This window comes from Micromonospora sp. NPDC047812 (assembly GCF_040704175.1).
Lineage (GTDB): Bacteria > Actinomycetota > Actinomycetes > Mycobacteriales > Micromonosporaceae > Micromonospora.
Map to the genome: position 1 here is coordinate 1,078,170 of NZ_JBEYRY010000002.1, position 25,366 is coordinate 1,103,535.

The following is a 25,366-nucleotide window of genomic DNA, read 5'->3' on the forward strand; positions in this document are numbered from 1 at the left end:
CGTCCTAGTCCTGTTTCGCAGTCAGCCGCACGTAGACGGCGGAGAAGCCGGCCAGCACCACGAGCATGATCACGCCGAGCGCGGCGGCGCCGTTGAGGTCGTTCTGGAAGAAGCCGTGCTGGTAGATGAGGTACGCGACCGAGGTCGCCGAGTCCTCCGCGCCCGCGCCGTTGGCGAGGATCAGCGGCTCGATGAAGAGCTGCATGGTGGCGACGATCTGGAGCATCGCCAGGAGCGCGAGGATCAGCCGGGTCTGCGGGATGGTCACGTGCCGGATCCGGCGCCAGATGCCGGCGCCGTCCAGCTCGGCCGCCTCGTAGAGTTCGCCGGGGATGTTCTGCAACGCCGCCAGGTAGATCAGCACCGCGCTGCCCATGTTCATCCAGGTCGACGCGAGCACCATCGCGGGCATCGTCATCTCGGGGGACTGCATCCACTGCGACGTCGGCAGGTGCAGCGCCTTGAGGATCGCATTGAAGAGCCCCGCGTCGCTGGGGTCGTACGCGTAGAATTTGAACAGGAAGAGCGCCGAGGCCGGCGGCAGCATCACCGGCAGGTAGACCAGGATCCGCAGGTACCCCTTGGCGTGGCGGAACTCGTTGAGCAGGATCGCCACGAAGAACGGCACCACGTAGCCGAGGACGAGCGCGAGGACGGTGAAGGAGAACGTGTTCTTCCAGGCCGTCCAGAAGCTCGGGTCGTCGATGATGCGGGTGTAGTTGTCCCAGCCCACCCAGGTGGTCTCGCCGCGCCGGGTGCGCTGGAAGCTCATCACGATGCCGCGGATCATCGGGTACCAGGAGAAGACCGCGAAGCAGAGCACCGCCCCGATCAGGAACGCGTGGCCGGTGAGGTTGTCCCGCACCTTGCGGCCGAGGCTCGTACGCTGCGGCCGTACCGGGGACGGCGGCGCGGGACGACCCGCGTCCCTGGTGGCCCCCGGGGCGGAGATGATCGCCAAGGCAACTCCTGGTGAGTCAGTGACCGGACGTGCGGTGCGGACTTCGGTGGGGGCCGGCGCGCCGGCCCCCACCGTCGGATCAGCTCTCCGCGGCGAGGAGCTGGTTGACCTTGCCTTCGGCCGTCTTGAGCAGCGCGTCGATGTTCGCGTTCGGGTTGGTCAGCACCCCGGACATCGCCGCGTCGAGCACCGCGTAGATCGCCTGCGCGTTACGCGGTTCGCCCTTGATCGGCACCGGGTTGGCCTCGAAGAGCGCGAAGTTCGCGGTGTCGACGTTCGCGTTCGCCTTGCGCAGCTCGAGCTCCTGCTTCTGCGCCTCGCTGCCGCCCGCGAAGAGCAGCGGCTGGGGCAGGCCGACCGGGTAGTTCTGCGGCTTGGCCCGGACGTAGTCGAACTGGCCCTTGCCCGGCGTCAGCTTCTGGTAGGCGATCCACTTCAGACCGGCCTTGACCTGCTCCGGAGAGAGGCCCTTCTTGAAGAAGTAGCCCTCGCCGCCACCGAGCGTCGCCTTCGCCGGGCCGTCCTGGCCGGGCAGCGGTGCCATCGCCCAGTCCTGGAACTTGCCCTGGAACTGGCTGACGATCGCCTGGGTGGCGTCCGGCGCGCCGATGAACATGCCCACCTTGCCCGCGGCGGCGTTGGTCAGCAGGTCGCCCCACTGGAGCAGCTGGCGGCTGCCCATGCTGTTGTCGCCGTACCGCATGTCCTTGAGGTTCTGCAGGACCTGCTTGCCCATCGCGTTGTTGAAGTCGGCCTTCTTGCCGTCCTCGGTCAGCACCTGGCCGCCCTGCGAGTAGAGCAGGGAGGTGAAGTGCCAGCCGCCGGTGTTGCCGGCGCTGTACTCCGAGTAGCCGGCGATCCCGTTGCCGAGCGCGGAGATCTTCTTGGCCGCCGCCCGGACCTCGGGCCACGTCTTGGGCGGGTTGTTGACGTCGAGCCCCGCCTGCTGGAACAGGACCTTGTTGTAGACCAGGCCCATCGAGTAGTTCTTCGCCGGGACGGCGTAGAGCTTGCCGCCGTCGCTGAAGACCTCCTTGAGCGCCGGGTCGACGCTGTCCCAGGTGGGGACCGTGTCCTTGTTGGCGTACTCGGTGATGTCCATCGCCTGGCCCGAGTCCAGCACCTGCTGGAGGTCGGTCATGTACCCGTAGAACAGGTCGGTCACGGTGCCGCCGGCCAGGCGGGCGGTGAAGTCCGGCGGGTTGTTGCACTGCTCGCCGACGCTCACGCTCTTGATGACGATGTCGGGGTTCTGCCGCTGGAACTCGGCGACGTCGTCGTTCCAGTTCTTCAACAGCTCTTTCTGGGAGCCGACCGGCTGGCAGTCGACGGTGACGGTGACCTTGCCGCCTGCGCTGCCTGTCGCGTCGTCGCTCTTCGTCGAACAGGCCGCAAGGCTGAGCCCCAGGCCGGCCACGAGCGCCAACGCCGCAGTCTTCCGGTACTGCGGTACGGACATCTGTCCATCCCTTCGGGAACGGGTGTCTCCATGACCTGCGCTGGTGCCCGGTGGTCGTCACCGCGCCGATGCGCCGTCACTGATCTGCATCTGCTGAGCGACCCGGCCCCGGGCAGCTGCGCCGGGGCCAGGTGTGAGTGGGGTCACTGTAGCCAAGCGAACTTGTGTCAGCAAGGTATCGATCCTGTGTTGAAAAGACGAGACTTTGAGACGACAGATTTTGACAGGATCTTGGAAGGCCACCGAATTGCGGCTTTGACCCGATTGGCGCCTGCCAGCGGGCGCCGGCAAACGACGGAACGGCCGCCGACCGCGGGCAGCGGTCGACGGCCGTTCCGTCGTTCAGGTGGCGGGGCGGTCCCGGGTCAGCGACCGGGGGCGGGCGCGGTGGAGCCGCGTACGACCAGTTCGGGCTCGAACAGCAGCTCGTCGTGCAGCACGCCGGCACCCTCGATCTGGGTGACCAGCAGGTCCACCGCGGCCTGCCCCATCGTCTCGATCGGCTGCCGCACGGTGGTCAACGGCGGGTCGGTGCAGGTCATGAACGCGGAGTCGTCGAAGCCCACCACCGACACGTCGGTCGGCACCACACGACCCAGCCGCCGGGCGGCCCGGATGGCGCCCAGGGCCAGCACGTCGCTGGCGCAGATGATGCCGGTCACGCCGCGCTCGACCAACTTGGTCGCGGCGACCCGCGCCCCTTCCATGGAGAAGCTGGAGCGCTCCACGTACGTCGTGTCGTCACCCCAGCCCGCCGCCTGGGCCATCGCGTCCAGCTTGCGCCGGGACGGCACGTGCCCCTCCGGGCCGAGCACCATCCCGATCCGGTCGTGCCCGAGCGAGCGCAGGTGCCCGTACGCCTGCTCCACCGCCACCGCGTCGTCCGTGGAGACCCGGGGGAAGCCCAACTCGTCCACACCCGCGTTGACCAGCACCACCGGCAGGCCCCGGTCGGTCAGCCGGCGGTAGTGGTCGTGCCGGGCGTCGGCGAGCGCGTACGAACCACCGGCGAAGATCACCCCGGAGACCTGGTGGTCGAGGAGCATCTCCACGTAGTCCATCTCGGAGACGCCGCCGATGGTGCGGGCGCAGAGCGCCGGGGTGAAGCCGCGCTGGGCGAGGGACCCGGTGACCACCTCGGCGAGCGCCGGGAAGATCGGGTTCTGCAACTCGGGCAGCACCAGCCCGACCAACCGGGCACGCTCGCCGCGCAGCTTTGTCGGCCGCTCGTAGCCGAGCACGTCCAGCGCGGTCAGCACGGCCGTCCGGGTCGCCTCGGAGACCCCGTCCCGACCGTTGAGCACCCGGCTGACGGTGGCCTCGCTGACGCCCGCCTTCTTGGCAACTTCGGTCAACCGTTTCGTCACGGCCGCAATCGTACGTCACCTGGGTGAAAGAAACGGGCAGCCATCTGCCGGGCGATTGCGTTGCGTTGCCGCGCGCTGCCCGCCATCCGGCATCCGACGTGCGGCCCGGGCGTCAGGACATGTCGCGCAACGCGTCCTCGATCGCCCGGTGGAAGGTCGGGTACGCGTAGATCATCTGCCGGAGGCGGGCGATCGGCACGGCCGCGTGCACCGCCACCGCCAGCCCGGAGAGCACCTCGCCACCGGCCGGTCCCACCGAGGTCGCGCCGATCAGCACGCCCTGGTCGGCGTCCGCGACCAGCTTGACGAAGCCCTCGTTGCCGGCCTTGTGGATCCAGCCCCGGGCCGACGACGGCAACCGGGCGAGGCCGACCTGCACGTTGACGCCCCGCTCGCGGGCCTGCGCCTCGGTGAGGCCGACCGCGCCGACCTCGGGGTCGGTGAAGGTCACCCGGGGCAGCGCCCGGTAGTCGGCGCGCGGCACCGCACCGGCGGCACCGCCCACGCCGGTGGTGCCCGACGCGCCACCCGTCGCGTGCGCGGTGCCGCTGGGGTCGGGCCCGGCGTCGGCGCGCCGGGCGTGGGCGAGCACGTCGGCGACGACGATCCCCGCCTGGTACATCGCGACGTGCGTGAACGCCCCCTCGCCGGTGACGTCGCCGACCGCCCAGATCCCCTCGGTGACGTGCAGCCGGTCGTCCACGGTCAGGTAGCGCCGGCCGGCGTCCACCCCGACGGTGTCCAGGCCCAGCTCGTCCAGGTGGGCCCGGCGACCGGTCACCACCAGCAGCCGCTCGGCGGTGAACTCCGCCCCACCGGCGGCGTACAGGGTGAAGCCGCGCCCGTCGTGGGCCACCCGCTGCGCCCGTACCCCGGTGTGGATCTCCACCCCGTCGGCGCGCAGCGCGGCGGCGGCCACCTCGGACGCCTCGGACTCCTCGACGGCGAGCACCCGGTCCAGGGCCTCGACCACGGTGACCCGGACCCCGAACCGGGCGAAGACCTGCGCCAGCTCCAGCCCGATCGCCCCGCCGCCCAGCACCAGCAGCGACTCCGGCAGCTCCTCGACCTCGATCGCCTGCCGGTTGGTCCAGTACGGCGTGTCGGCCAGCCCGTCGACCGGCGGCACGGACGGTCTGGTGCCGGTGCCCAGCACGATCCCGTGCCGGGCCTGGAAGACCCGCTCGCCGACCCGGACCCTGCCGGGGCCGTCGAGCCGGGCGCTGCCCCGGACGAACCGCCCGCCCTTGCCGGTGAACCGCCGCACCGCGACCGTGTCGTCCCAGGTGTCGGTGGCCTCCTCGCGGATCCGCTTCGCCACCGGCGCCCAGTCGGGCCGGACCTCGGCGGTGCCCGCCAGCCCGTCCACGCGGCGGGCCTCGGCGATCGCGTTGGCCGCGCGGATCATCATCTTGCTCGGCACGCACCCCCAGTACGGGCACTCCCCGCCGACCAGGTCACGCTCGACGCCGACGACCGTCAGCCCCGCCTCGGCGAGCCGCCCGGCCACCTCCTCGCCGCCGACCCCGAGCCCGATCACGACCACGTCCACCAGTTCCGGATCCGCCATCCCGCCAGCATCGCGCACCACCCGACGGCCGGCCAGCCGGTCGACCCGGGAATCCGCTGCCCGCGAAGGTCTCCGCCTCCTACCGTGACCGGATGCGCACCCGCTTCTCCGCAGTCCACGACTGCTTCACCCAACTGCTCGCCGAGGGCCGGGAGACCGGGGCCGGCCTGGCGATCTGGTACGACGGCGAGCCGGTGGTCGACGTCGTCGGCGGCGAGCGGTCACCCGGACGGCCGTGGCTGCCGGACACGCTGGTGAACGTCTACTCCGTCGCCAAGCCGGTCGCCGCGCTCTGCCTGCTGGCGCTGGTCGACCAGGGCCGGCTCGACCTGGACGACCCCGTCGCCGACCACTGGCCGGGCTTCCGCGCCCCGGCCACCGTCCGCCAGGTGTTGACGCACACCGCCGGGCTGCCGGCCTTTCCGGTGCCCCGGCCGGCCGCCGCCGTCGCCGACTGGGACCTGCTCTGCGCCGACCTCGCCGCCGCCGAGCCGGAGTGGCCGCCGGGGTCCGTCGCGGGCGAGCACGCCTGGACGTACGGGCACCTGGTGGGCGAGCTGGTGCGGCGGGTCGACGGGCGGTCGGTGGGCCGCTTCCTGGCCGAGGAGATCGCCGGGCCGTGGCGGCTGGACCTCGGCTTCGGCCTCGGCGCGGCGGACCAGCGGCGCTGCGCCGACCTGCGCTACGGCGATCCGGGGTGGCCGGACCGGGTGGCGGGCGAGCCGGGTTCGCTCTGGGCGCGGGCGCTGGACAACCCGCCCGGCGGCCGGGACCCGGCGGTGGTGAACAGCCCGCTCTGGCGCGGCGCCGAGGTGCCGGCCGTCAACCTGCACTCGACCGCGGGCGCCCTGGCCCGCCTGTACGCGGGACTGCTCGCCGGCGGCGTCCTCGACGGCGTACGGCTGTTCAGCCGGGAACTGGTGGCCGAGGCGACCCGGGTCCAGTACGACGGCGACGACCTGCTGCTCGGCCGGCGGACCCGCTGGACGCTGGGCATGCAGTGGGAGGAGGACGGCAGCTGGGGCATGGGCGGGATCGGCGGCAGTTCCGCCTGGGCCGATCCCGGGCGCGGCTACACCTTCGCCTACGCCACGTCCCACCTGGCCGACCACGACCGGGTCGAGGCCCTGGCGGACGCCCTGCACTCCTGCCTCTGACCGCACGGCGGCCCGAACGGCCAGCGGCGAAAGCCCGTCCCGCGGCGGGCGGACGGTCAGCGGCGGGAGTCCGTCACGGGGCGGACAGCGTCAGCAGGCCGGGAACCCGGGCGGGGCCGGGGATCACCACCGGCGTGCCGACGGGGGTGAGCAGGGCGCGGGCGGCCACCGCCAGCCGGCGGCGCTGCGGCACCAGCGCCCGGTCGACGAAGACGTCGTAGTCCCGCGCGGCCACCTCGTCCAGGATCCCGCCGTACAGCGCGTACGCGGTGCGCATGCAGGCCTGCGAGGCGGGCGCCAGCAGGGTGATCCCGGGGGCCGCCGCGGCGTAGTGCGCCTGGGCGCGGGTCACCTCGTACGCGATCAGCTCCCGGATCCGCGACGTGGCGCGGCCCCGGGCACGCGCCTCGGCCAGGTCCTCGCGGGTGACGCCGAACAGGGCCAGGTCGTCGTCGGGCAGGTAGGTCCGCCCCCGGTCGAGGTCCTCGGCCACGTCCCGGATGAAGTTGGTGAGCTGGAAGGCGAAGCCGAGCTGGCGGGCCGGCTCCCGGGCCGCCGCCGGGTCGGAGCTGCCCAGGATCGGCAGCATCATGGTGCCGATCACCGCCGCCGAACCCTCCATGTAGTCGAGCAGGTGGTCGTAGGTGCGGTACGAGGTGACCGTCAGGTCCATCGCCATGCTCTTGAGAAACGACGCGAAGTCGTTCCGGTCGAGATCGAAGACGGCGATCGTGTGCAGCACGGCGGGGAGCAGCGGGTCGTCCACCGGTTCGCCGTGCAGTCCGGCGACGAAGCGGCCGGCCCAGTCGTCGAGCCGGGCGGCGCGCTCGGCCGGGGGGAGTTCCTCGGTGCGGTCGACGATCTCGTCCGCGTAGCGCGTGAATCCATACAAGGCGTGCACATGCCGCCGTTTCCAAGCGGGCAGCAGGCGGGTGGCGAGATAGTAGGTGCGGCCGTGCCGTCTGTGCAGCTCACGGCAGCGGCCATAGGCCGCGGTGAGATCGGTGTCCACCGGCTCTCCTCGATAATCGACGCGCGAATCGACGCAACTCGTAAGCCTAGGGTACGCTCGGTCACATGGCCAACGACGCAGTTGCGGGTAACTCGCTCCGCGTGGCCCCCGCCGGCCCGACCGACGGGGACGACCCGGTCCGGGCGGTCCTGGCCGCGTACACGAAGGACCTGGTCACGGCGGTGGAGGGCACCCTCGCCACCTTCCTGTCCACCGAGGTCGACGCGCTGACCGAGATCGACGCGGCGATGGGCGGATTCGCCGCGACGGCGCGCGACTGCGTGCTGGCCGGCGGCAAGCGCGTCCGCCCCACGTTCGCCTACTGGGGGTGGCGCGGCGCGCCGGGCGGCACGGGTCCGCTGCCGGCGGTGCTGCCCGCGTTCGCCGCGCTGGAGCTGCTGCACACCTTCGCCCTCGTCCAGGACGACGTGATGGACGCCTCCGCCACCCGCCGTGGGCGGCCGACCGCGCACGTGGCGCTGGCCAACCGGCACGCCGCCGCCGGCCACCGGGGCGACCCGCGTCGGTTCGGCGAGGCGGTCGCGGTGCTGATCGGCGACCTCTGCATGGTCTGGGCCGACCGGCTCCTCGCCCGCGCGACGCTGCCGCCGGCCCACCTGCTCGACGTCCGGCGCTGCTACGACCAGATGCGCGTGGAGACGATCGCCGGGCAGTACCTCGACGTCCTCGGCGAGAGCGACGCGGCGAACTGGTCGGTGGACCGGGCGCTGCGGGTCGCCCGCTACAAGACCGCGAGCTACACGGTGCAGCGGCCGCTGCTCTTCGGCGCCTGCCTGGCCGGCGTCGGCGGCGACGCCCCGCTGACCGCCGCGTACACCCGCTACGGGCTCGCCGTCGGCGAGGCGTTCCAGCTCTGCGACGACCTGCTCGGCGTCTACGGCGACCCGGCGACCACCGGCAAACCGGCCGGCGACGACCTGCGCACCGGCAAGCCGACGGTGCTGCTCATGCTGGCCCGGCAGCTCGCCACGCCGACCCAGCGGCGCCTACTGGACGGCCTCGGCGCCGGCGTGGGGGACGCGGAGGTCGCCCGCCTCGCCGAACTGGTCGCCGACACCGGGGCGGTCGACCGGGTCGAACGCATGATCTCCGACCGGGTCACCGAGGCGCTGACCGCGCTCGGCACCGCGTCGATCGACGAGACCGCGCGCACCGCGCTCACGGGCCTCGCCACCGCCGTCACCAACCGGCGGGCATGATGGGCAACTTCGCACAAGGAGGTGGTCGCGTGCGCACCGTCGACGGGCGTACGGACCGGGTGGTCGTCGTCGGCGCCGGGCTCGGTGGGCTGGCCTGCGCGCTGCACCTGGCGGGCAGCGGTCGGCAGGTGACCGTGCTGGAGCGCGAGCCGGTACCGGGCGGCCGGGCCGGCCGGCTCGGCGTTGACGGCTACGAGTTCGACACCGGGCCCACCGTGCTCACCATGCCCGACCTGATCGCCGAGGCGCTCGGGGCGGTCGGCGAGGAGCTGGACGACTGGCTCGACCTCACCCCGCTCGACCCGGCCTACCGGGCGTACTACCCGGACGGGTCGACGCTCGACGTCATCACGGACACCACCCGGATGGCCGCCGAGATCGCCCGGGTCTGCGGCCCACGCGAGGCCGACGGCTACCTGCGCTTCGTCGACTACGCGCGCAAGCTCTGGCAGTGGGAACGCGCCGACTTCATCGAGCGCAACCTGGACGCGCCCACCGACCTGCTCACCGGCAACCTGGTCAAGCTGCTGGCCGGCGGCGCCTTCCGGCGGCTCCAGACGAAGATCAACCAGTTCTTCCGGGACCCGCGCACCCAGCGGATCTTCTCCTTCCAGGCCATGTACGCCGGCCTCGCGCCGCACGACGCGCTGGCCATCTACGCGGTCATCGCGTACCTCGACTCGGTGGCCGGGGTCTACTTCCCGCGCGGCGGCATCCACGCGGTCTCCCGCGGCATGGCCGGCGCCGCCGAGAAGCACGGCGTCCAGATCCGCTACGACACGACGGTGACCCGGGTGGAGACCGCCCACGGCCGGGCCACCGGCGTGGTGACCGCCGACGGCGAGCTGATCCCCGCCGACGTGGTCGTGCTCAATCCCGACCTGCCGGTCGCCTACCGCGACCTGCTGCCGCCGAGCCGCCCGCGCAGGCTCACCTACTCCCCTTCCTGCGTGGTCCTGCACGTCGGGTCGACGCAGGGGTATGGGAAGATCGCCCACCACAACATCCACTTCGGACGGTCGTGGAAGGGCACCTTCGATGAGGTCATCCGGCGGGGCGAGCTGATGAGCGACCCGTCCCTGCTGGTCACCAATCCGAGCCGGACCGACCCGTCGGTGGCGCCGGCCGGGCGGCACACCTACTACGTGCTCGCCCCGGTGCCCAACCTCGACCGGGCGCCGTTCGACTGGCGGGGCGACCTCACCCAGCGCTACGCCGACCAGCTCGTCGGGACCCTGGAGGAGCGCGGCTACGTCGGCTTCGGCGCCGGCGTCGAGGTGCTGCGGGCCGTGACCCCGGCCGAGTGGGCGGAGCAGGGCATGGCCGCCGGCACCCCGTTCGCCGCCGCCCACAGCCTCTTCCAGACCGGCCCGTTCCGCCCGTCGAACCTGCACCGGACGCTGTCGAACGTCGTCTTCGTCGGCTCGGGCACCCAGCCGGGCGTCGGCGTGCCCATGGTGCTCATCTCCGGCAAGCTCGCCGCCGGCCGCATCACCGGGCAAGCCTGATGGCCCTTCCCCTCGGACCCTGGAGACACCTGCCGTGACCACCCGCGAGAAGCATCTCGTCGAGCTCGTCGACGACGCCGGGCGGCCGCAGGGCGAGACCACCGTGGCCGCCGCCCACCAGCCCCCGGGGCAGCTGCACCGCGCCTTCTCGGTGCTGCTCGTCGACCCCGACGGCCGGGTGCTGCTGCAACGGCGGGCGGCGGTGAAGACCCGCTTCCCGCTGCGCTGGGCCAACTCGTGCTGCGGCCACCCGACGCCGGGCGAGTCCCTCGTCGAGGCCGCCAACCGCCGGCTGCGCGAGGAGCTCGGCGCCGGCCCGGTCGAGCTGACCGAGGTCGGGGTGTACGTCTACTACGCCGAGGACCCGGCCACCGGTCGGGTCGAGTTCGAGTACGACCACGTCCTGCGGGGCGAGTTCCGGCCGGGCAGCCCGCTGCTGCCGGATCCCGACGAGGTGGCCGAGCTGCGCTGGGTGGACCCCGTCATGCTGAGGGCCGACCTCGACGCCGACCCCCGCGCGTACGCACCGTGGCTGGGCGGGGTGGTGAACCGGCTGCTGACCCCCTCGGGGCCGGCCGTCGGCCCGCCGGGTCCGGCCGCCATCCCGCCCGGCCCGCCGGCGGACGACGCGTCGGAGCGGTCGGGTGGCCGATGAGGCGCTGAGCGCGGGAGCCGTCGCCCGACGGCTGGGCGTCGCCGTGACCACCCTGCGCACCTGGCACCAGCGCTACGGCCTCGGGCCCAGCGAGCACGTACCCGGGCACCACCGGCGCTACACGCCGGCCGACCTCGCGCGCCTGGAGATCATGCGACGGCTCACCGCCCAGGGGGTCACCCCGGCGGAGGCGGCCCGCTGGGCCCGCCGGGCGCCGGACGCCGTGCCCGCCGACGCCGCCGTACGCCCACGGGTGCGCGCCGTCGCCGGCCGGGACGGCGGCGGGTCGACGATCCCCGTCGGCCGGGCCGGACCGGCGGCCCGGGGGCTGGCCCGCGCCGCCATGCGGCTGGACGCGGTCGCGATCGGCGAGACGATCGCCCGGGCCGTCCAGGCGGACGGCGTGATCGCCACCTGGGACGGGCTGCTGCGCCCCGTGCTCTTCGGCATCGGGGAGCGGCACGCCGCCACCGGTGGCCTGGTCGAGGTCGAGCACCTGATGTCGCGCTGCGTCTCGGAGGCGTTCGCGGTGGCCGCCCGGGCCGGCGCGCCCGCCGGCCCACCGCGCATCGTGCTCACCTGCGCCGACGAGGAGCAGCACACCCTACCGTTGGAGGCACTCGCCGCCGCGCTCGCCGAGGCCGGGGTCGGCTACCGGATGCTCGGCGCCCGGATGCCGCTGCCCGCGCTGCTCGAGGCCGTCAACCGGACCGGGCCGGCCGCCGTGGTGATCTGGTCGCACAGCCGGGCCACCGCCGATCCCGCCCAGCTCAACGCCCTGCTCGCCGCGCCCCGCCGGCCGCTGCTGGTGCTCGCCGCCGGGCCGGGCTGGCTGGCGGACTCGCTGCCCGCCGGGGTGGTGCGGCCGGTCGACCTCACCGAGGCGGTCTCGCTGGCGCTCGCCCTACGCGACTCCCTGGACCAGGCGACGACGGACTGACCGGGGGTGCCGGGGGCGGAACGCGTCCACTAGCGTCGGGAGGTCCGCCGACCCTGACCCCTCCGGGAGCGAACGATGCGCGCACGCGCCGTGCTGGCCACCGTTCTGGCCCTGCTCCTCCTCGGCGGCTGCGGCGACGGGACCGCGACCGACCGGCGGGCCGCCGGTCCCGGTCCCGTCGCCTCGGCCCCGCTGCCGGCCGAGCCGGCTCCGTCGGTCACCCCGCGACCGACCCGCACCGCCCCGCCCCGGCCCCTGGTCCGCCCGCTGCCGGCGAAGCTGCCGGCGGGGCTGCGCCGCACGACCGGCGTACGGACCGTGGCGTTGACCTTCGACGACGGGCCCAGCCCGGCCTGGACGCCGAAGGTCCTCGACCGCCTCCGGGCGGCCCGGGTCACCGCCACCTTCTGCGTGGTGGGTACGCAGGCCCGACGTCACCCCGAGCTGGTCCGACGGATCGTGCGGGAGGGTCACCAGCTCTGCAACCACAGCTGGAACCACGACCTGGACCTCGGCCGGCGGCCGGTCGACGAGATCCGGCGGGACCTCGTCCGCACCAACGCGGCGATCCGGGCGGCGGTGCCGGGCGTCAAGGTGCCGTTCTACCGGCAGCCGGGGGGCCGGTGGACGCGGGAGGTGGTGACGGTCGCCGGGCAGCTCGGCATGCGGTCGCTGCACTGGAACGTCGACCCGCAGGACTGGGGCAAGCCGACCGCCGCGACGATCGTCAAGCGGGTACGCGCCGCGACCCGGCCCGGCTCGGTCGTGCTGCTGCACGACGGGGGCGGCAATCGGGCGGCCACGTTGGCCGCCTGCCCCCGCCTGATCACCGACCTGAAGCGCCGCTTCGGCGTCGCCCGGCTCCGATAGACCCCTCTGACCTGCGGTTTTGTCCGCCGTTGTGGCTAGGGCCATACCGGTTTGGTCGAGGGACCGACCATCACGTAAGCTATCCAAGCCTCCGGCGGGGCCGGATGGGAGCAAGTCCGCTTGAAGTTGCGAGTGTGCAATGATGGCGGGGCCGCCCTCATCGTCTAGCGGCCCAGGACGCCGCCCTTTCAAGGCGGTAGCACGGGTTCGAATCCCGTTGGGGGCACGGTCCGGCTTCGGCCGGAGGCAACAAAGCTAGGTCCTGTGGAGCAGTTGGAGTGCTCGCCGCCCTGTCAAGGCGGAGGTCGCGGGTTCAAGTCCCGTCAGGACCGCCAGCGGAGAACGCCGCGCCCTGCGCGGCGTTCTGCGTATCGGGGCATGTGACCCTCCCGGCGGAGAACCCGCCATACGGGTAGCATGAACCGAGCAACACGGCCAGGTAGCTCAGTTGGTACGAGCGTCCGACTGAAAATCGGAAGGTCGGCGGTTCGACCCCGCCCCTGGCCACATAGCCTTTCGCCGGGCTACTGAAGCGCCGACCAGCGGAAACGCCGGTCGGCGCTTCTGCGTGCGGGATGAGTCCGCGAGGATTCGGGGAAGAGCGCCGTGCCCACCGTCGACATGCCCGCACTGCACGAGCGGATCGTGGCGAGCATCTGCGCGACGATCCGCCCGATGCTCGAGCGACGCGCGTCGGAGGAGCTGTACGCGGTGGCGCTCACCACGGACAGCGACGTGATCACGGTGAACCTGCTGGCGCACACAGAGGAAGCCCTCGATGCGCTCGTCAAGGCCGACGATGCGTATGCCGACGGCTACCGCTGGTGGCCCGACGAGTGGGCCGTCGCGGATGACCAGACAACTCCCGAGCACGGTGTCGAGTCGATGGTGCAGATCAGCCGGGACATGTTCGACACCCACCTCTCTCTCGGCGACGACGACGAGGCGCACGACGAATGGTGCGTCCGGGCCCGCGCGACGCTCGAAGCCGCCCTGGGCGACCACCGCGTCCGGGCGAGCATCGCCGGCGTGAACTCCACCTGGCACCCCGTCCTGTTCGTCACCGACACGGACGGCAATGCGCACCTGACGGTACGCAGCATCGACCTCCTCAACGACGGTCACCCGAACCCCGACCTCGTCGCTTCCGCCCGCGACTTCTTCGACGAGACGGACGAGGGCTGACGGCCGTCGACAGGTAGCGGCGCGCCCGGACGACGCCGACCGGCGACAGTGCCGGCGCCCTGAGAACCGCCCGCGACCCGCCCCTCGGAATCGATCGCCCGGTCCGGCTATCATCGCGCCATGGCGATTGGTTGTACTCCCGGTCTGGCTCCCGCCGTGGCGCTGTTCCGGTCCCTCGGTGATCCCACCCGGCTGGCCATCCTGCGCCGGATGGCGACCGGAGAGGCACGGGTGGTGGACCTGACAAACGAGTTGGGCCTGGCGCAGTCGACGGTGTCGAAGCACCTGGCGTGTCTTCGTGACTGCGGCCTCGTCGACTACCGGGTGGAGGGCCGCCAGTCGTTCTACGCGCTGACGCGGCCGGAGCTGCTGGACCTGCTGCGGTCGGCGGAACAGGTCCTGGCCGCCACGGGCGAGGCGGTCGCCCTGTGCCCGGTCTACGGCACGGCGGGGGCGACCTCGTGAGCCTGTCGCTGCCGACCCCCGAACGTCGGATGGTGCTGTCGCGACGCAGCCTGTGGCTGGCCTACGCCACCGCCGGCTACAACCTGTTGGAGGGCCTGGTCGCGATCGCCGCCGGGGCGGCGGCCTCGTCCACGGCGCTGATCGGCTTCGGCCTGGACTCGTTCGTCGAGGTGTCCAGCGCCGCCGTGCTGATCTGGCAGTTCCGCTCCCGGGCGCCCGAGGACCGGGAGCGGCTGGCGTTGCGGCTGATCGGCGTGTCGTTCTTCGCCCTGGCCGCCTGGGTGACGTTCGACGCCGTCCGCTCGCTGTCGACCGGCGGGGACGCCGACGCCAGCCCGGTGGGCATCGGTCTCGCCGTCGCGTCGCTGATCGTGATGCCGCTGCTCGTACGGGCCAAGCGGCGCACCGGGCGGGAACTCGGCTCCGCGACGGTCATGGCCGATTCGACGCAGACCATGTTGTGCGCGTACCTGTCCGCGGTGCTGCTCGTCGGCCTGGTCCTCAACGCCGTCTGGGGCTGGTCGTGGGCGGATCCGCTCGCCGCGCTCGTGATCGCCGGGGTCGCGGTGAAGGAAGGCATCGAAGCCTGGCGCGGTGAGCACTGCGACGACTGCGCGCCCCTGGCCGCCGTCGGCGAGGGCCCCGACTGCGCCGACGCCTGCTGCACGGACGGCAAGGCGTGACGATGGCCTGGCTCGCGCTGCTGCTCTACCTGCTGGGCCTGCTGCTCGCCTTCGGCTGGCGCACCCTCGCCCAGTGGCGTCGCACCGGCGACACGGGCATGCGCCTCGACGCCGGCCCGCCCGGCACCCTGCGGTGGTGGGCGAAACTCCTGTTCGTCGCCGCCCTCGTGCTCGGTGCGGCCGGTCCGGCCGCCGCCCTCGCCGGCCTGTCGCCGGTGCCCGGCCTCGACAACCGTCCCCTGCACATGGTCGGCCTGCTCGTCACCGTCGCCGGCATCGGGGCCACGCTCGCCGCCCAGCTCGCCATGGGCACCTCGTGGCGGATCGGCGTCGACCCCGACGAACGCACCCCACTGGTGACCAGCGGCGCGTTCGGGCTCGCCCGTAACCCCATCTTCACCGCCATGGCGGCCACCGCCCTCGGCCTGGCCCTGATGGTGCCGAACACCGTCGCACTGGCCGCCTGGCTCGCACTGGTCCTCGCGCTGCAACTACAGGTCCGCGCCGTCGAGGAGCCGTACCTGATCGCCACCCACGGCGACGCCTACCGCCGGTACGCGGCCAGGGTGGGCCGCTTCCTGCCCGGCCTGGGCAGGCTCAGCCGGCAACACGACGCGGAGCAGGCGCGGTGACCACAGACGTTCACCCCTCGCACGTGGGCGGGGGTCGGTGCGGCCGAGGTCGCCGTCTGATGCCGGTGGTCTAGCGCCGGAGCAGGACGAACCATCCCGCCCCGGTCACGGCAAGAAGGAGTGCCGCCACGAGCAGCGTGCGCCCGGCCAGGAAGGGCATGGGAATGAGAAACGGTGCCTGCTGGAGCAGCAGGCACGCGCCGAGCAGCGCCTGGCCGCCGCCGACGCGGACGGGATGGGACCGCTGGCTCGCCGTCAGGCGGGCGATCCGCACCCACGCCGGGGGAAACCGTCGTGACACGGCGACACGCAGGCCGAGAACGATCAGAGCCAGGCTGAGGAGCACGATCACGAGGCGCACGACGATCCACACCGGGTCCGGATCACTCAGGCTCATGCGGCCCATCATGCAAGGGACGTCAAGGTCGCAGGCGGTACCAGCGGGGCCCGCTCCGTCGACTCGGCCGCGCCTGTCGGGGGTACGCAGTACGGTCCCGCCATGGCAGCCAGAATCAGCCTGACCCTCGACTGCGAGGACGCGAAGCTCCTCGGCGAGTTCTGGAAGACGGCGCTGGGTTACGTGGACGAGCCGCCGCCCGCGCCCTTCCGGACCCGTGAGGAGTGGCACGCGAGTTTCCACCTGCCGGAGGACGATCCGGTGGACGACGTGGCGTGGCTGTGCGATCCCGACGGCGTCGGGCCCGCGCTCTCCATCCTCAGGGTCCCCGAGCCGAAGACGGCGAAGAACCGACTGCACATCGACGTCCGGGTGCCGGGCCACGGCACCCCCGACGAGCGGTGGGCGCGGATCAGCGCCGAGTCCGAGCGGCTGGTGCAGGCGGGCGGGACCGTCCTGGAGGAGTTCACCGGGCACCACATCGTCATGGCCGATCCGGAGGGCAACGAGTTCTGCGTCGCCGCGACCTCGGCATGATCGCGTCTGCCGTCCGCCCGCCCCGACTTCTGTCGCATCCGCCCGATGGCCCGGCCCAACTCCCGGTTCGGGGTGCGCGAGGCGGCGGACCTCACCCTGCCGGCGGCTGACGGACGGATCCGGGACAGCGGTGGCCGCCCGGCTCTGCCAGGCTGATCACCGACCCGCCCTGGCTCCGTCTGCGGCGGGCCGGCGCGACGGGGGGACGGAGCGTGGCCGAACAGTCGACCGCGCGGTCGGCACCGACCGCACCGCGGGTGGTGAACTCAGGGCGCCTGGCGGTGGGGCAGATGGTCGTGCTCGGCGCGACGGCCGCCCTGTTGCTGCGCGGGACCAACGGCGGCCCGTGGCTGATGCTCGCCTTCTTCGTGGGTGTGCACGCCGTGCTGCTCGCCGGCGTGGCGGCGCTGCTGACGGTGACCTATCTGCTCGGCACGCTCACCCGCCACGGATCGCGGCTGACCGAGAGCCCCGGCCGGCGGTGTGGCTGGACCCTGCTCGTCTGGGTCGGCGGTGCCGCACTCGTCGGCTACGGGCGTGCCGCCCTCGGCCATCTCGGCTTCGGGCCCGACCGGCACCCCGAGGTCGGGCACTGGTTGCTGGGCCTGGGGGCGGCGCTGGTGGTGGGCCTCTTCACCCGGTCGCGACAAGCGCGGATCGCCTCCGCCGCCACCATCGCACTCTTCGTCGTGGTCACGGTCGCACTGCGAGCCCTCGGCTGATCATCCCGGCCGCCCCGGCCGGCGAATTCGGTTGCGGCGGGCGCCCGCGCTTCGGTTGTGTACGACCATGCCGACGGACCGTGTCGACTCGTACTTCATCTGCGGCACCCCGCGTACCGGAAGCTCGCTCCTGCTCGGGTTGCTGGAATCCACCGGTGTCGCCGGTCGCCCACAGGCCTACTTCCGTTCCCCGGACGAGCCGCTGTGGGCCGACCGGTGGCAGCTTCCCCGTACGGCGGACGGCGGCTTCGCCTACGCGGACTTCGTACGGGCCGCGCTCGCCGCGGGCCGGACCGACAACGGCGTGTTCGGCGCGAAGCTCATGTGGGGAACGCTCGAGGAGGTGGTCGCGAAGCTCGCGGCGGTCCATCCCGACCTCGACGGCGACGACCTCGCGCTCCTTGGCCGGACGTTCGGCCGCACCGGCTTCGTCTTCCTTCGCCGGGACGACGTGCTGGCACAGGCGGTGTCGCGGCTGCGCGCCGAGCAGACCGGCAGGTGGTTCGTCGGCGGCAGCGGGGAGATCAGTGGCGACGCCGGCAACGGGCAGGCGCCCCGCTTCGACGCGAACGGCATCAGGCGCTACGTCGAGGAGATCCGGGAGCACAACGCGGCCTGGGAGACATGGTTCGCCTCGTGGGGGATCCAGCCGCACGTCGTGCGCTACGAGGAACTGGCCGAGGACATGGTCGCCACCACGTACGGCGTCCTCGACTTCCTGGGGATCGACGTGCCCGCGGACGGCTGCGCCGTCGTCGCGCGTCATGAACGCCAGGCCGACGAACTCAACCGGCAGTGGATCGCACGGTATCGGGCAGAGGTGACCGACGCCTGATCCGTCGACCGGCGGGTCGCCGCCATAGCGGGCCGCCGCCGACCGGCCGGGCCTCGACCCTTTGGCGGTCACCCGGCGGGCCTCCGGCAGGCCGTCGGCGATCAGGGCCGCCCGCTGGGTCAGCGCCGCTGCTGGCGGTGCTGGGCCACCCCGCCCTGGATCGCCTCCCAGACGCTCCGGCCGGCCTGCCTCAGCGTCTCCCCCGCCTGCTCGGCGAGCTGGGCGGCGCTCGGCGCACCGCCACCGCCGCGGTTCTCGGGCTGCCGGCCCTGCCCGCCCTCGGCCGGGCCGCCCGACGGCTCACGCTGGCCGGCCTCCGGCCCGCCGCCGGGCCCGCCGGCGCCCCGATCCCCGCCGCCCTCTCCGGCCGTGCCGCCCCCGGGCCCGCCGACCCGCTCACCGCCCGGCTGCTGAGCGCCCTGCTCCGCGCGCCCCGGCCGCTGCCCGCCCTGCTCCGCGCCACCCCCCTGTTGCGAACCACCCGGCCGCTGCCCGCCGCCCTGCTCACCACCCGGCCCCTGCCCGCCGTCCCCCTGTTGCGAACCGCCCGGCCGCTGCCCGCCCTGCTCCGGGGTGCCCTGGCCGTGCTCCCGTTCCTCGGGCCGGCCCGGCTCCCGGCGGGCCGCCTCGTCGCCCGCCCGCTCGCGTGCGCGCTGCGCCTGGCCCTGCTCGCCTCCGCCGCCCGAGCCGCTGGCGAGGCCACCACCCCGCTGGGCCTGCTCCGCGCCGGGCTCACCGCCCCGCCCCGGGCCGCCCGGCTCCCCGGCCAGGCCGGCTCCGGGCCCCCCGCCCTGGCCGGGGCCGGGCTTGCCGCCTCGGCCGGGGCCGCCCGGCTCCCGCAGTGACTGGTCGGCGACCGCGCCGATCGCGCCCACCTGCTGGCCGAGGTCGTCGGTCGCGCCGCCAACCCGCTCCAGCGGGCGCTGCTCCCCCGGGCCGACGAGCTGCTCGCCCAGGTTGGACAGCTGCTGCGTGGCCCGGTTCACGTCGTCCATCGCGGCCGTCGCCGTACCCGACAGCGCCTGGATGACCTGCGGGTTGCGGTCGATGGTGGTCAACGCCCGGTCGAGGATCTGCACCAGCTTCTCCAGCCGCACCTTGAGCAACGCCTCGGCGTGCACCCCGGTGATGTCCAGCTCGACGCCCTCCAGGTGCACCCGCACCCCGGCGTCGAGCTGGAGAAGGTTGGCCAGCCGGGCCCGCAGGGAGACGTCGGCGTCCAGCCCGTCCACGGCGAGCCGGATCGAGTCGACGGACACCTCGGGGATGTCCAGCAGGACGTCCGGCTCGTGCTCCCCGCCCCGGCGGGCAGCTTCCGCCTCCCTCTCGCGGCGGGCAGGCTCCGCTTCCCCGTCGCGTCGGTTCGATCGGCCGCCGGTTCGGTCGTTGTCCCGCTGCTGCGCGTACTCGCTCATGCTCCCCGCTCCGCATCCTCCGGCCGGGCCGGCCGGGACCGTTCGGCGCGGGTACCCGCTATCCGACCGAACATCCCGCCGGCACGGGCGATACGACCGGGCCAGCCGCCCGGCCACGGGTCGCCGAAGTCGGCGTGGTCCGGCGTGCGGAAGGGCGCCCCGAAGAGGGCAATCGCGAAGCTGCGCACCCGGGCATGAGCCGGTATGGTCCGGGCCTATGGGACAGGAGATGGCTGACCCGGCCGGCATCCGGCAGGAGTCCGAGCGGTTCGCGTTGCGCAGCGCCCTCCTCGTCCCCGCTCCCGCGCAGCGGGCGTTCGAGGTGTTCACCGGGGCCCTGGCGCAGTGGTGGGTGGTGGAATACACCTGGTCCGGGCCGGAACAGCTCGCCGACCTGGGCATGGAGCCGCACAGCGGCGGCATGCTCTACGAGATCGGTCCGCACGGCTTCCGCTGCGACTGGGGCCGGGTGCTGACCTGGGATCCACCCGAGCGGCTGGTCTTCACCTGGCAGATCGGGGCGGACCGGGCGCCGGTGCCGGACCCGGCGAAGGCGAGCGAGGTGGAGGTCCTCTTCCACCGGGACGGGCCGGAGCGGACGCGGGTGGAGGTCGAGCACCGGCACTTCGACCGGCACGGCGAGGCCGCGGAGGGCTACCGGCAGGCGCTGACCGCCGGCTGGCACGAACTGCTCACCCGCTACGCCGCCAGGGTGGCCGACCGCAGCCCCGGCTGACCGGCTCCCGGCGGCTCACCGCCCGCCGGCCAGGCCACGCGCCGCCTAGACACCCACCACCGCCGCGCGCACCGGTCGCCGGAGGCCGCGGCGGTCAGCGGCCGAGGCCGGGGCGCGCGCCCGGCGCGGTGGCGACGCCCCGCCCGCCGAGGTCGGCGCGACGGCCCGCCTCGGCACCCGAGCCGAACCCGCCGCCGGCCAGCCGGCGCGGCGCGGCGGTACGCAGCCGTGGGTACACCTCGGCGACGCGGTGCCGGACCCGGTCCGACCGGTCGGCCAGGACCAGTGCCACCGAGGGCGCGCCCGCCTCGGCGACCGCCCCGGCCTCCGCCGCCCGGAGCCGCACCCCGATCACCTGGGCGAAACCGGCCAGCCAGGAGCGGCGGAAGGCGGCGACATGCGCGCCGGCTGGCACCTCGGCGCCGGCCAGCCCGTGGGCGGCCTGCACCAGCAGCGACGTGAAGAGCAACTCGACCCGTTCCAGGTCGCTGGCGAAGCCGAACAGGTGCATGGCGAAGCCGGCGCCCTCCCGGCGGCGGACGCAGCGGCAGCGCAGCGGATCGGCGACAGCGGCGAGCAGGCCGGCCTTGTCCCGGGCGTACGGGGCGACGACCTCGACCACCCGGTCGCCCACCGGGTCCGTGGCCGGATCCCGGGCGGCCAGCAGCGCCCGGTCCACGCCGTAGCGGGCGATCAGCTCGGTCGCCTTGGCCGTGAACGCGGCAGACTCGGCGGGGGTGCAGGCCGGGTCCTCGGCCTGGGCCAGCAGCTTGCGCACCTTGCTGAGCATGGCGTCGGACATGCCCCTCAGCCTGTCACGGCGGACCGGCCCCGTCGCACCACGCCCGACCGGCGGCCACCGGACGCCCCGGTGGTCCCGAGCCGACGAAGCGGCACCCGACGGGTCAGTCGGCCCGGCTACGCAGCGTCGCCACGGTCGAGCCGGCGAGGGTGAGCAGGCACTCCGGCAGCAGCCCGTCGGCCGCCGCCGCCCCGAACAACGCCTCGCCGGTGTCGGCGTCGGCGTTGGCGTACGCGCTGACGAAGCGCGCCACCCAGCGGGTGTCGTAGCCCGCCTCGTCGATGCCGGGGAAGTCCAGCGCGCACGTGCCCGGCGGCACCGGATCGCCGACCATCGTCGCGGCAAGACACCAGGCCACCCCGTACGCGCCGGCCAAACCGGACCGGTCGACGACCGCGTCGAAGGCTCCCGCCACCGCGTTGCCGTCCCCGGCCAGCGCCGAGCGGAGCACGGCGGTCGCGTCGTCGAGCGTCTGCTGTGGTGAGTCCGTCACCCACAGCACGGTAGAGGGGAGGGTCAAGTCATCCGACGTTGGTCACTTTGCGTAGTCAAGGCGGGCGACCTGCGGATTGAGCCGCATCCGTGGTCCCGCCGCACGGCCCAGCACGCTAATGTGCGCAGCGGACCTTCGCCGGAGGAAGGACGACCATGTTCAAGTCACGCGCCTCGCGGGCGGCCACCCTGGCTGCCTGCGCGACGTTCCTGCTCGCCACGAGCGCCTGCGGGACCGAAGAGCCCGAGGAGGCGGCCACCCAACAGGTGCGCCTCTACGGCACCGACGGCAACATGCTGAACTCGTACCCTGCCGAGCTGAAGGATCGCGCCAGCCTGGTCGACGGCATGAAGGGCACCACGCCGCTCACGCCCCTGCCCGAGGACTTCAAGAACCGGCTCCGGTCCGTCGACCCGAAGCTGGGCGACTTCCTCTACTCCGCCGAGGCGTACGACGCGGTGGTGATCAGCGCGATCGCCGCCCAGCTCGCGGGCACGACGGATCCGGCCGCCATCGCGAAGCAGATCGTCGGGGTCACCAACGACGGGCGGCGCTGCGAACGGGTGGCGGAGTGCCTGACCCTGGCCCGCGCGGGGCAGGACGTGGAGTACCGCAGCGTCTCGATGACCCGGGCCGGTTTCACCGACGCCGGCGAGCCGTCCACCGCGAGCTACGGCACGCTGCACTTCGACGGCCAGCGGCTCAACGACGGCAAGACGGAGTTCGTCGGGGCCGGGGACGAGTCGGCGGCGAGCAGCAAGGCCCCGCCGAAGGCGAAGAAGCAGCGTGGTGGCCGCACCGACCGCAGCGACGGCTCGCCGCTGGTCATGGGAGGGCTGCTGCCGCAGACCGGTGACCTGGCCCTCGCGTACCCGCCGATCTCCGCCGGCACCAAGCTGGCGATCAGGGAGATCAACGCGGCGGGCGGGGTGCTCGGCGAGCCGGTGGTCTGGATCGACGGCGACGACGGCACCAACCCGGCGGTCGCCAAGGCCACCGTGGCCCGGCACGTCGCGCAGAACGTCCACGTCATCATCGGCGCCGGCGCCTCCGGCATCTCCCGCGCGGTGCTGCCCGACGTGGTGCGGGCCGGCAAGGTGTTGTTCGCCCCGTCGAACACCGACGCCAGCCTCACCGAACTGGACGACAAGGGCCTCTACTTCCGCACCGCCCCGCCGGACAGCCTCCAGGGCCGGGCGCTGGCCGACGTGATCCTCCGCGACGGCCCGCAGAAGATCGCCATCGTCGCCCGCAAGGACTCCTATGGCGAGGGCCTCCAGGGCACCGTCCGGGCCGAACTGGAGCGGGCCGGCATCGGCGGCGACCGGCTCAAGCTGCTGACCTACGACCCGCCGGAGGACGCCAAGGCGAACCCGATCGACTTCGTCGCGGGCGCGAAGGAGATCAAGGACTTCGGTGCCGAGGCCGTGCTGATCATCGGATTCGCCGAGTCCGCGCAGGTGATCCGGGCCCTCGCGGACGCCGGGGTCGAGATCCGGCACTGAGCCACCACCCGTCGGACACGGACGGCCGCACCGGTGACCGGTGCGGCCGTCGTTCGTCGGGGGCCTCAGCGGGGGCGTCGACGCTCCAGGAACTCCGTCATCCGCCGGTGCTTCTCCTCGTCCTCGAAGAGCACCGCCTGGCTGACGAGGTCGAGGTGCGGGTGCGCGGCGGCCGGCGCGTCGACCGCCAGCTTGGTCAGCCGCAGCGCCAAGGCCGATCCCTTCGCCATCTCGTCGAGCAGCCCGTGCGCCGTGGGCAGCAGCTCGCCGGGCTCGGCCACCACCCGGTTGACCAGCCCGATCCGCAGCGCCTCCTCGGCGTCCACCCGCCGGCCGGTGAAGAGCAGCTCCTTGGCCCGGGCCTCCCCGACCAGCGCCGGCAGCCGGTGGGTCGCACCCGCGCCGGCCAGGATCCCCAGCCGGACCTCCGGCTGGCCGAACACCGCCCGCGCGGTGCAGACCCGAAGGTCGCAGGCGTACGCCAGCTCGGCGCCGCCGCCCAGCGCGGGCCCGTCCACTGCCGCCACGGTCGGCATCGGCAGCGCCCGGATCCGGGCGAAGGCCGCCGAGTTGATCGCCGCGAGGGCGTCCAGCCGACCCCGCTCGCGCAGCTGCCCGATGTCCGCCCCACCGGCGAAGATCCCCTCGGTGCCGCCGGTGAGCAGCAGCAGGCGGGGACGCGCCTCCAGGTCCGCGCAGACCTGGTGCAGCTCGGCGATCAGGTCGGCGTCGATGGCGTTGCGCTTCTCCGGCCGGTCGAGCGTCACCACCAGCCGGTCCGCGTGCTCCTCGATCCGCAGCCCACTCATGCGGTGCCCCCTCCGTTCGCAACGGCGGGGCTCGCAAGCTCGCTCCTCGCGCTCACGAGCGGACCCCGCCTTCCCAGCGGTAGAAGCCCTGGCCGGACTTCTTGCCCAGGCGGCCGGCGGCCACCATCTCCTCCAGCAGCGGCGGCGGGGCGAACCGGTCCCCGTACGCGGCCTGGAGGGTGCGCGCGATGTCGAGCCGCACGTCCAGGCCGACGAGGTCGGTCAGCTCCAGCGGGCCGACCGGGTGCCGGTAGCCGAGCACCATGGCCTTGTCGATGTCGGCGGGGCTGGCCACCCCGTCGGCGACCATCCGGATCGCCTCCAGCCCGAGGGTGACCCCGAGCCGGGAGGTGGCGAAGCCGGGCATGTCGCGTACGACGACGGGGTCCTTGCCCAGCCGGCCGGCGAGCGCGACGGCCGCCGCGGTGGTCTCCTCGGCGGTGGCCGGGCCGACCACGACCTCCAGCAGGGCCATCGCCCAGACCGGGTTGAAGAAGTGCAGCCCGAGGAAGCGTTCGGGCCGGGCCAGCCCCTCGGCCAGCGCGGCGATCGGGATGCTGGAGGTGTTGCTGCCCAGCAGCGCCGGCCGCAGCGCCTCGGCCTCGCGCAGCACCGCCCTCTTCAGGTCCGGTCGCTCCGGTACGGCCTCCACCACCACGGCCGGCTCCTCGGCGACCTCGGCGAGCCCCGAGCGCAGCGTCACCCGCTCCCGGTTCGTCGCGGCCCGGTCGGCGTCCAGCTTGCCGCGCGCCACCGCCTTGTCCCACAGCTCCCCGAGCCGCTCGACGGCCGCCGCGCCCCGCGCCCGGTCCACCTCGACCAGCTCCACGGCGTGCCCGGCCCCGGCCGCCACGTACGCGATGCCGAGGCCCATCGTGCCGGCCCCGACGACGACAAAGCGGTCGCTCATGACGCCTCCCTGTCTCCGGTGGCGGCACGGGGTCGACCCGCGCCCCGCCGCCCGCTCCACTCGCTCATGGGCCGACCCTATGCAGCGGCGATCTTCCCGGCATGCGTGGGGGCGCGGCGGATCGGGTACCACGGCACCCAACCGAGGGAAGGACGGGCCAGATGAGCCAGGCACCGGAGACCGCGCACGCCACGGACGCGGCGGAGACCGTGGAGACCCGCGGGGACGAGCGGGTCGACCTGCTGCGCGCCGACACCAACAACGACGGCCGCACCGACGTCTGGGTGGTCGACACCGACGGGGACGGCAAGCCCGACCTCTTCCAGTTCGACACCGACCACGACGGCAAGGTGGACATCACGATGGTCGACCTCGACGAGGACGGCACCCCCGACGAGGTGGTCGACGGCGACGGCGGCCTGCCGCCCGAGCAGCTCCCCCCGACCGTCCAGGTCTGACAACCGCGCCGGGTTCCCGCGTCCGGCGGGAATCCGGCGTCGGTGTTCCGGGGCCGCCGGCCG

General features: G+C 73.6%; 27 protein-coding genes and 3 tRNA genes. 19 read left to right on the top strand and 11 right to left on the bottom strand.

Translation table 11 applies throughout. The annotated features are described in order from the left end of the window. Positions 1 to 4 precede the first annotated feature (4 nt). The 4 genes from AB0883_RS12790 to AB0883_RS12805 form a co-directional block, all read right to left on the bottom strand. Complete coding sequence (locus AB0883_RS12790) at positions 5 to 961, bottom strand: sugar ABC transporter permease (protein WP_366641327.1); 957 nt, start codon at positions 959 to 961, stop codon at positions 5 to 7. A 79-nt stretch (positions 962 to 1,040) separates the two neighbouring features. Further along, positions 1,041 to 2,420, bottom strand: coding sequence for an extracellular solute-binding protein (locus AB0883_RS12795; protein WP_366641328.1), 1,380 nt, complete (start codon positions 2,418 to 2,420; stop codon positions 1,041 to 1,043). Between the two features lie 365 nt (positions 2,421 to 2,785). Next, positions 2,786 to 3,787 (bottom strand): LacI family DNA-binding transcriptional regulator, encoded by a 1,002-nt coding sequence (locus AB0883_RS12800; RefSeq protein WP_366641329.1) that lies wholly within the window; start codon positions 3,785 to 3,787, stop codon positions 2,786 to 2,788. 112 nt (positions 3,788 to 3,899) lie between these two features. Continuing rightward, a complete protein-coding gene (locus tag AB0883_RS12805; protein ID WP_366641330.1) occupies positions 3,900 to 5,357 on the bottom strand; it encodes an NAD(P)/FAD-dependent oxidoreductase in 1,458 nt (485 codons plus the stop codon). A 92-nt stretch (positions 5,358 to 5,449) separates the two neighbouring features. Here AB0883_RS12805 and AB0883_RS12810 point away from each other — a divergent pair, with 92 nt between their 5' ends. Next, a complete protein-coding gene (locus AB0883_RS12810) occupies positions 5,450 to 6,514 on the top strand; it encodes a serine hydrolase domain-containing protein (protein WP_366641331.1) in 1,065 nt (354 codons plus the stop codon). 73 nt (positions 6,515 to 6,587) lie between these two features. Here AB0883_RS12810 and AB0883_RS12815 read toward each other — a convergent pair whose 3' ends face one another. After that, entirely contained in the window at positions 6,588 to 7,526 is a 939-nt protein-coding gene (locus AB0883_RS12815; RefSeq protein ID WP_366641332.1) for a phytoene/squalene synthase family protein, read from the bottom strand. Positions 7,527 to 7,591: 65 nt separating this feature from the next. On the opposite strand from AB0883_RS12815, the gene AB0883_RS12820 reads away from it, so the two are divergent. From AB0883_RS12820 to AB0883_RS12875, 12 genes are all read left to right on the top strand, one after another. After that, positions 7,592 to 8,746, top strand: coding sequence for a polyprenyl synthetase family protein (locus AB0883_RS12820; RefSeq protein WP_366641333.1), 1,155 nt, complete (start codon positions 7,592 to 7,594; stop codon positions 8,744 to 8,746). Continuing rightward, positions 8,746 to 10,254, top strand: a complete 1,509-nt coding sequence (crtI, locus tag AB0883_RS12825) for a phytoene desaturase family protein (RefSeq protein ID WP_366641724.1) — start codon at positions 8,746 to 8,748, stop codon at positions 10,252 to 10,254. The genes AB0883_RS12820 and crtI overlap by 1 nt, the downstream gene beginning before the upstream one ends. Before the next feature lie 34 nt (positions 10,255 to 10,288). Then, positions 10,289 to 10,909, top strand: a complete 621-nt coding sequence (idi, locus tag AB0883_RS12830) for an isopentenyl-diphosphate Delta-isomerase (RefSeq protein WP_366641334.1) — start codon at positions 10,289 to 10,291, stop codon at positions 10,907 to 10,909. Then, positions 10,899 to 11,849: a MerR family transcriptional regulator gene (locus tag AB0883_RS12835; RefSeq protein ID WP_121397209.1), complete on the top strand. Its 951-nt coding sequence runs from the start codon at positions 10,899 to 10,901 to the stop codon at positions 11,847 to 11,849. The genes idi and AB0883_RS12835 overlap by 11 nt, the downstream gene beginning before the upstream one ends. Positions 11,850 to 11,924: 75 nt before the next feature. Next, positions 11,925 to 12,719 (top strand): polysaccharide deacetylase family protein, encoded by a 795-nt coding sequence (locus tag AB0883_RS12840; RefSeq protein WP_366641335.1) that lies wholly within the window; start codon positions 11,925 to 11,927, stop codon positions 12,717 to 12,719. 153 nt (positions 12,720 to 12,872) lie between these two features. Then, positions 12,873 to 12,945, top strand: a tRNA-Glu gene (locus tag AB0883_RS12845). Positions 12,946 to 12,977: 32 nt separating this feature from the next. Beyond that, positions 12,978 to 13,054 (top strand) — tRNA-Asp (locus AB0883_RS12850). Between the two features lie 98 nt (positions 13,055 to 13,152). Next, positions 13,153 to 13,226, top strand: a tRNA-Phe gene (locus AB0883_RS12855). 99 nt (positions 13,227 to 13,325) lie between these two features. Next, complete coding sequence (locus AB0883_RS12860; RefSeq protein ID WP_366641336.1) at positions 13,326 to 13,904, top strand: DUF4303 domain-containing protein; 579 nt, start codon at positions 13,326 to 13,328, stop codon at positions 13,902 to 13,904. A 120-nt stretch (positions 13,905 to 14,024) separates the two neighbouring features. Beyond that, positions 14,025 to 14,369, top strand: a complete 345-nt coding sequence (locus AB0883_RS12865; RefSeq protein ID WP_366641337.1) for a metalloregulator ArsR/SmtB family transcription factor — start codon at positions 14,025 to 14,027, stop codon at positions 14,367 to 14,369. After that, positions 14,366 to 15,052: a cation transporter gene (locus AB0883_RS12870; protein ID WP_366641338.1), complete on the top strand. Its 687-nt coding sequence runs from the start codon at positions 14,366 to 14,368 to the stop codon at positions 15,050 to 15,052. Before AB0883_RS12865 ends, AB0883_RS12870 begins: the two co-directional genes overlap by 4 nt. Before the next feature lie 2 nt (positions 15,053 to 15,054). Further along, complete coding sequence (locus AB0883_RS12875; protein ID WP_366641725.1) at positions 15,055 to 15,684, top strand: isoprenylcysteine carboxylmethyltransferase family protein; 630 nt, start codon at positions 15,055 to 15,057, stop codon at positions 15,682 to 15,684. A 70-nt stretch (positions 15,685 to 15,754) separates the two neighbouring features. Here AB0883_RS12875 and AB0883_RS12880 read toward each other — a convergent pair whose 3' ends face one another. Further along, complete coding sequence (locus AB0883_RS12880; protein ID WP_366641339.1) at positions 15,755 to 16,081, bottom strand: hypothetical protein; 327 nt, start codon at positions 16,079 to 16,081, stop codon at positions 15,755 to 15,757. A 102-nt stretch (positions 16,082 to 16,183) separates the two neighbouring features. Here AB0883_RS12880 and AB0883_RS12885 point away from each other — a divergent pair, with 102 nt between their 5' ends. The 3 genes from AB0883_RS12885 to AB0883_RS12895 all read left to right on the top strand — a co-directional run bounded on the left by AB0883_RS12885 (position 16,184) and on the right by AB0883_RS12895 (position 18,175). After that, positions 16,184 to 16,618, top strand: a complete 435-nt coding sequence (locus AB0883_RS12885) for a VOC family protein (RefSeq protein ID WP_366641340.1) — start codon at positions 16,184 to 16,186, stop codon at positions 16,616 to 16,618. Positions 16,619 to 16,899: 281 nt separating this feature from the next. After that, positions 16,900 to 17,340, top strand: coding sequence for a hypothetical protein (locus AB0883_RS12890; RefSeq protein WP_366641341.1), 441 nt, complete (start codon positions 16,900 to 16,902; stop codon positions 17,338 to 17,340). A 67-nt stretch (positions 17,341 to 17,407) separates the two neighbouring features. Continuing rightward, complete coding sequence (locus AB0883_RS12895; protein ID WP_366641342.1) at positions 17,408 to 18,175, top strand: Stf0 family sulfotransferase; 768 nt, start codon at positions 17,408 to 17,410, stop codon at positions 18,173 to 18,175. A 119-nt stretch (positions 18,176 to 18,294) separates the two neighbouring features. On the opposite strand, the gene AB0883_RS12900 is transcribed toward AB0883_RS12895, so the two are convergent. Next, positions 18,295 to 19,590 (bottom strand): hypothetical protein, encoded by a 1,296-nt coding sequence (locus AB0883_RS12900; RefSeq protein ID WP_366641343.1) that lies wholly within the window; start codon positions 19,588 to 19,590, stop codon positions 18,295 to 18,297. Between the two features lie 217 nt (positions 19,591 to 19,807). Here AB0883_RS12900 and AB0883_RS12905 point away from each other — a divergent pair, with 217 nt between their 5' ends. Continuing rightward, positions 19,808 to 20,326: an SRPBCC family protein gene (locus tag AB0883_RS12905; protein WP_366641344.1), complete on the top strand. Its 519-nt coding sequence runs from the start codon at positions 19,808 to 19,810 to the stop codon at positions 20,324 to 20,326. Between the two features lie 94 nt (positions 20,327 to 20,420). On the opposite strand, the gene AB0883_RS12910 is transcribed toward AB0883_RS12905, so the two are convergent. Further along, positions 20,421 to 21,128: a DUF2786 domain-containing protein gene (locus tag AB0883_RS12910; RefSeq protein ID WP_366641345.1), complete on the bottom strand. Its 708-nt coding sequence runs from the start codon at positions 21,126 to 21,128 to the stop codon at positions 20,421 to 20,423. Between the two features lie 103 nt (positions 21,129 to 21,231). Next, on the bottom strand, positions 21,232 to 21,621 hold the full coding sequence (locus tag AB0883_RS12915; RefSeq protein ID WP_366641346.1) for a hypothetical protein: 390 nt from the start codon (positions 21,619 to 21,621) through the stop codon (positions 21,232 to 21,234). A 155-nt stretch (positions 21,622 to 21,776) separates the two neighbouring features. Here AB0883_RS12915 and AB0883_RS12920 point away from each other — a divergent pair, with 155 nt between their 5' ends. Next, the gene (locus AB0883_RS12920) at positions 21,777 to 23,126 is read left to right on the top strand and encodes an ABC transporter substrate-binding protein (protein WP_366641347.1); all 1,350 of its coding nucleotides are present in this window, start codon (positions 21,777 to 21,779) and stop codon (positions 23,124 to 23,126) included. A 65-nt stretch (positions 23,127 to 23,191) separates the two neighbouring features. On the opposite strand, the gene AB0883_RS12925 is transcribed toward AB0883_RS12920, so the two are convergent. Both AB0883_RS12925 and AB0883_RS12930 read right to left on the bottom strand, forming a co-directional pair. Beyond that, a complete protein-coding gene (locus AB0883_RS12925; RefSeq protein WP_366641348.1) occupies positions 23,192 to 23,935 on the bottom strand; it encodes an enoyl-CoA hydratase/isomerase family protein in 744 nt (247 codons plus the stop codon). Positions 23,936 to 23,987: 52 nt separating this feature from the next. Next, positions 23,988 to 24,845 carry a 3-hydroxyacyl-CoA dehydrogenase family protein gene (locus tag AB0883_RS12930; protein ID WP_366641349.1) on the bottom strand — a complete coding sequence of 286 codons (858 nt, stop codon included), beginning with the start codon at positions 24,843 to 24,845 and terminating at the stop codon, positions 23,988 to 23,990. A gap of 161 nt (positions 24,846 to 25,006) precedes the next feature. Here AB0883_RS12930 and AB0883_RS12935 point away from each other — a divergent pair, with 161 nt between their 5' ends. After that, positions 25,007 to 25,303 carry a hypothetical protein gene (locus AB0883_RS12935; protein ID WP_366641350.1) on the top strand — a complete coding sequence of 99 codons (297 nt, stop codon included), beginning with the start codon at positions 25,007 to 25,009 and terminating at the stop codon, positions 25,301 to 25,303. The last annotated feature ends 63 nt before the right edge of the window (positions 25,304 to 25,366 follow it).

What these genes read in the sequence shown, in the direction of transcription:
- AB0883_RS12840 (WP_366641335.1), top strand. Translation starts at nt 11,925, where the DNA reads ATGCGCGCACGCGCCGTGCTGGCCACCGTTCTGGCCCTGCTCCTCCTC.
- AB0883_RS12935 (WP_366641350.1), top strand. Translation starts at nt 25,007, where the DNA reads ATGAGCCAGGCACCGGAGACCGCGCACGCCACGGACGCGGCGGAGACC.
- AB0883_RS12910 (WP_366641345.1), bottom strand. Translation starts at nt 21,128, where the DNA reads ATGTCCGACGCCATGCTCAGCAAGGTGCGCAAGCTGCTGGCCCAGGCC.
- AB0883_RS12865 (WP_366641337.1), top strand. Translation starts at nt 14,025, where the DNA reads ATGGCGATTGGTTGTACTCCCGGTCTGGCTCCCGCCGTGGCGCTGTTC.
- AB0883_RS12920 (WP_366641347.1), top strand. Translation starts at nt 21,777, where the DNA reads ATGTTCAAGTCACGCGCCTCGCGGGCGGCCACCCTGGCTGCCTGCGCG.
- AB0883_RS12925 (WP_366641348.1), bottom strand. Translation starts at nt 23,935, where the DNA reads ATGAGTGGGCTGCGGATCGAGGAGCACGCGGACCGGCTGGTGGTGACG.
- AB0883_RS12900 (WP_366641343.1), bottom strand. Translation starts at nt 19,590, where the DNA reads ATGAGCGAGTACGCGCAGCAGCGGGACAACGACCGAACCGGCGGCCGA.
- AB0883_RS12795 (WP_366641328.1), bottom strand. Translation starts at nt 2,420, where the DNA reads ATGTCCGTACCGCAGTACCGGAAGACTGCGGCGTTGGCGCTCGTGGCC.
- AB0883_RS12930 (WP_366641349.1), bottom strand. Translation starts at nt 24,845, where the DNA reads ATGAGCGACCGCTTTGTCGTCGTCGGGGCCGGCACGATGGGCCTCGGC.
- AB0883_RS12820 (WP_366641333.1), top strand. Translation starts at nt 7,592, where the DNA reads ATGGCCAACGACGCAGTTGCGGGTAACTCGCTCCGCGTGGCCCCCGCC.
- crtI (WP_366641724.1), top strand. Translation starts at nt 8,746, where the DNA reads ATGGGCAACTTCGCACAAGGAGGTGGTCGCGTGCGCACCGTCGACGGG.
- AB0883_RS12905 (WP_366641344.1), top strand. Translation starts at nt 19,808, where the DNA reads ATGGGACAGGAGATGGCTGACCCGGCCGGCATCCGGCAGGAGTCCGAG.
- AB0883_RS12880 (WP_366641339.1), bottom strand. Translation starts at nt 16,081, where the DNA reads ATGAGCCTGAGTGATCCGGACCCGGTGTGGATCGTCGTGCGCCTCGTG.
- AB0883_RS12875 (WP_366641725.1), top strand. Translation starts at nt 15,055, where the DNA reads ATGGCCTGGCTCGCGCTGCTGCTCTACCTGCTGGGCCTGCTGCTCGCC.
- AB0883_RS12895 (WP_366641342.1), top strand. Translation starts at nt 17,408, where the DNA reads ATGCCGACGGACCGTGTCGACTCGTACTTCATCTGCGGCACCCCGCGT.
- AB0883_RS12805 (WP_366641330.1), bottom strand. Translation starts at nt 5,357, where the DNA reads ATGGCGGATCCGGAACTGGTGGACGTGGTCGTGATCGGGCTCGGGGTC.
- AB0883_RS12885 (WP_366641340.1), top strand. Translation starts at nt 16,184, where the DNA reads ATGGCAGCCAGAATCAGCCTGACCCTCGACTGCGAGGACGCGAAGCTC.
- AB0883_RS12810 (WP_366641331.1), top strand. Translation starts at nt 5,450, where the DNA reads ATGCGCACCCGCTTCTCCGCAGTCCACGACTGCTTCACCCAACTGCTC.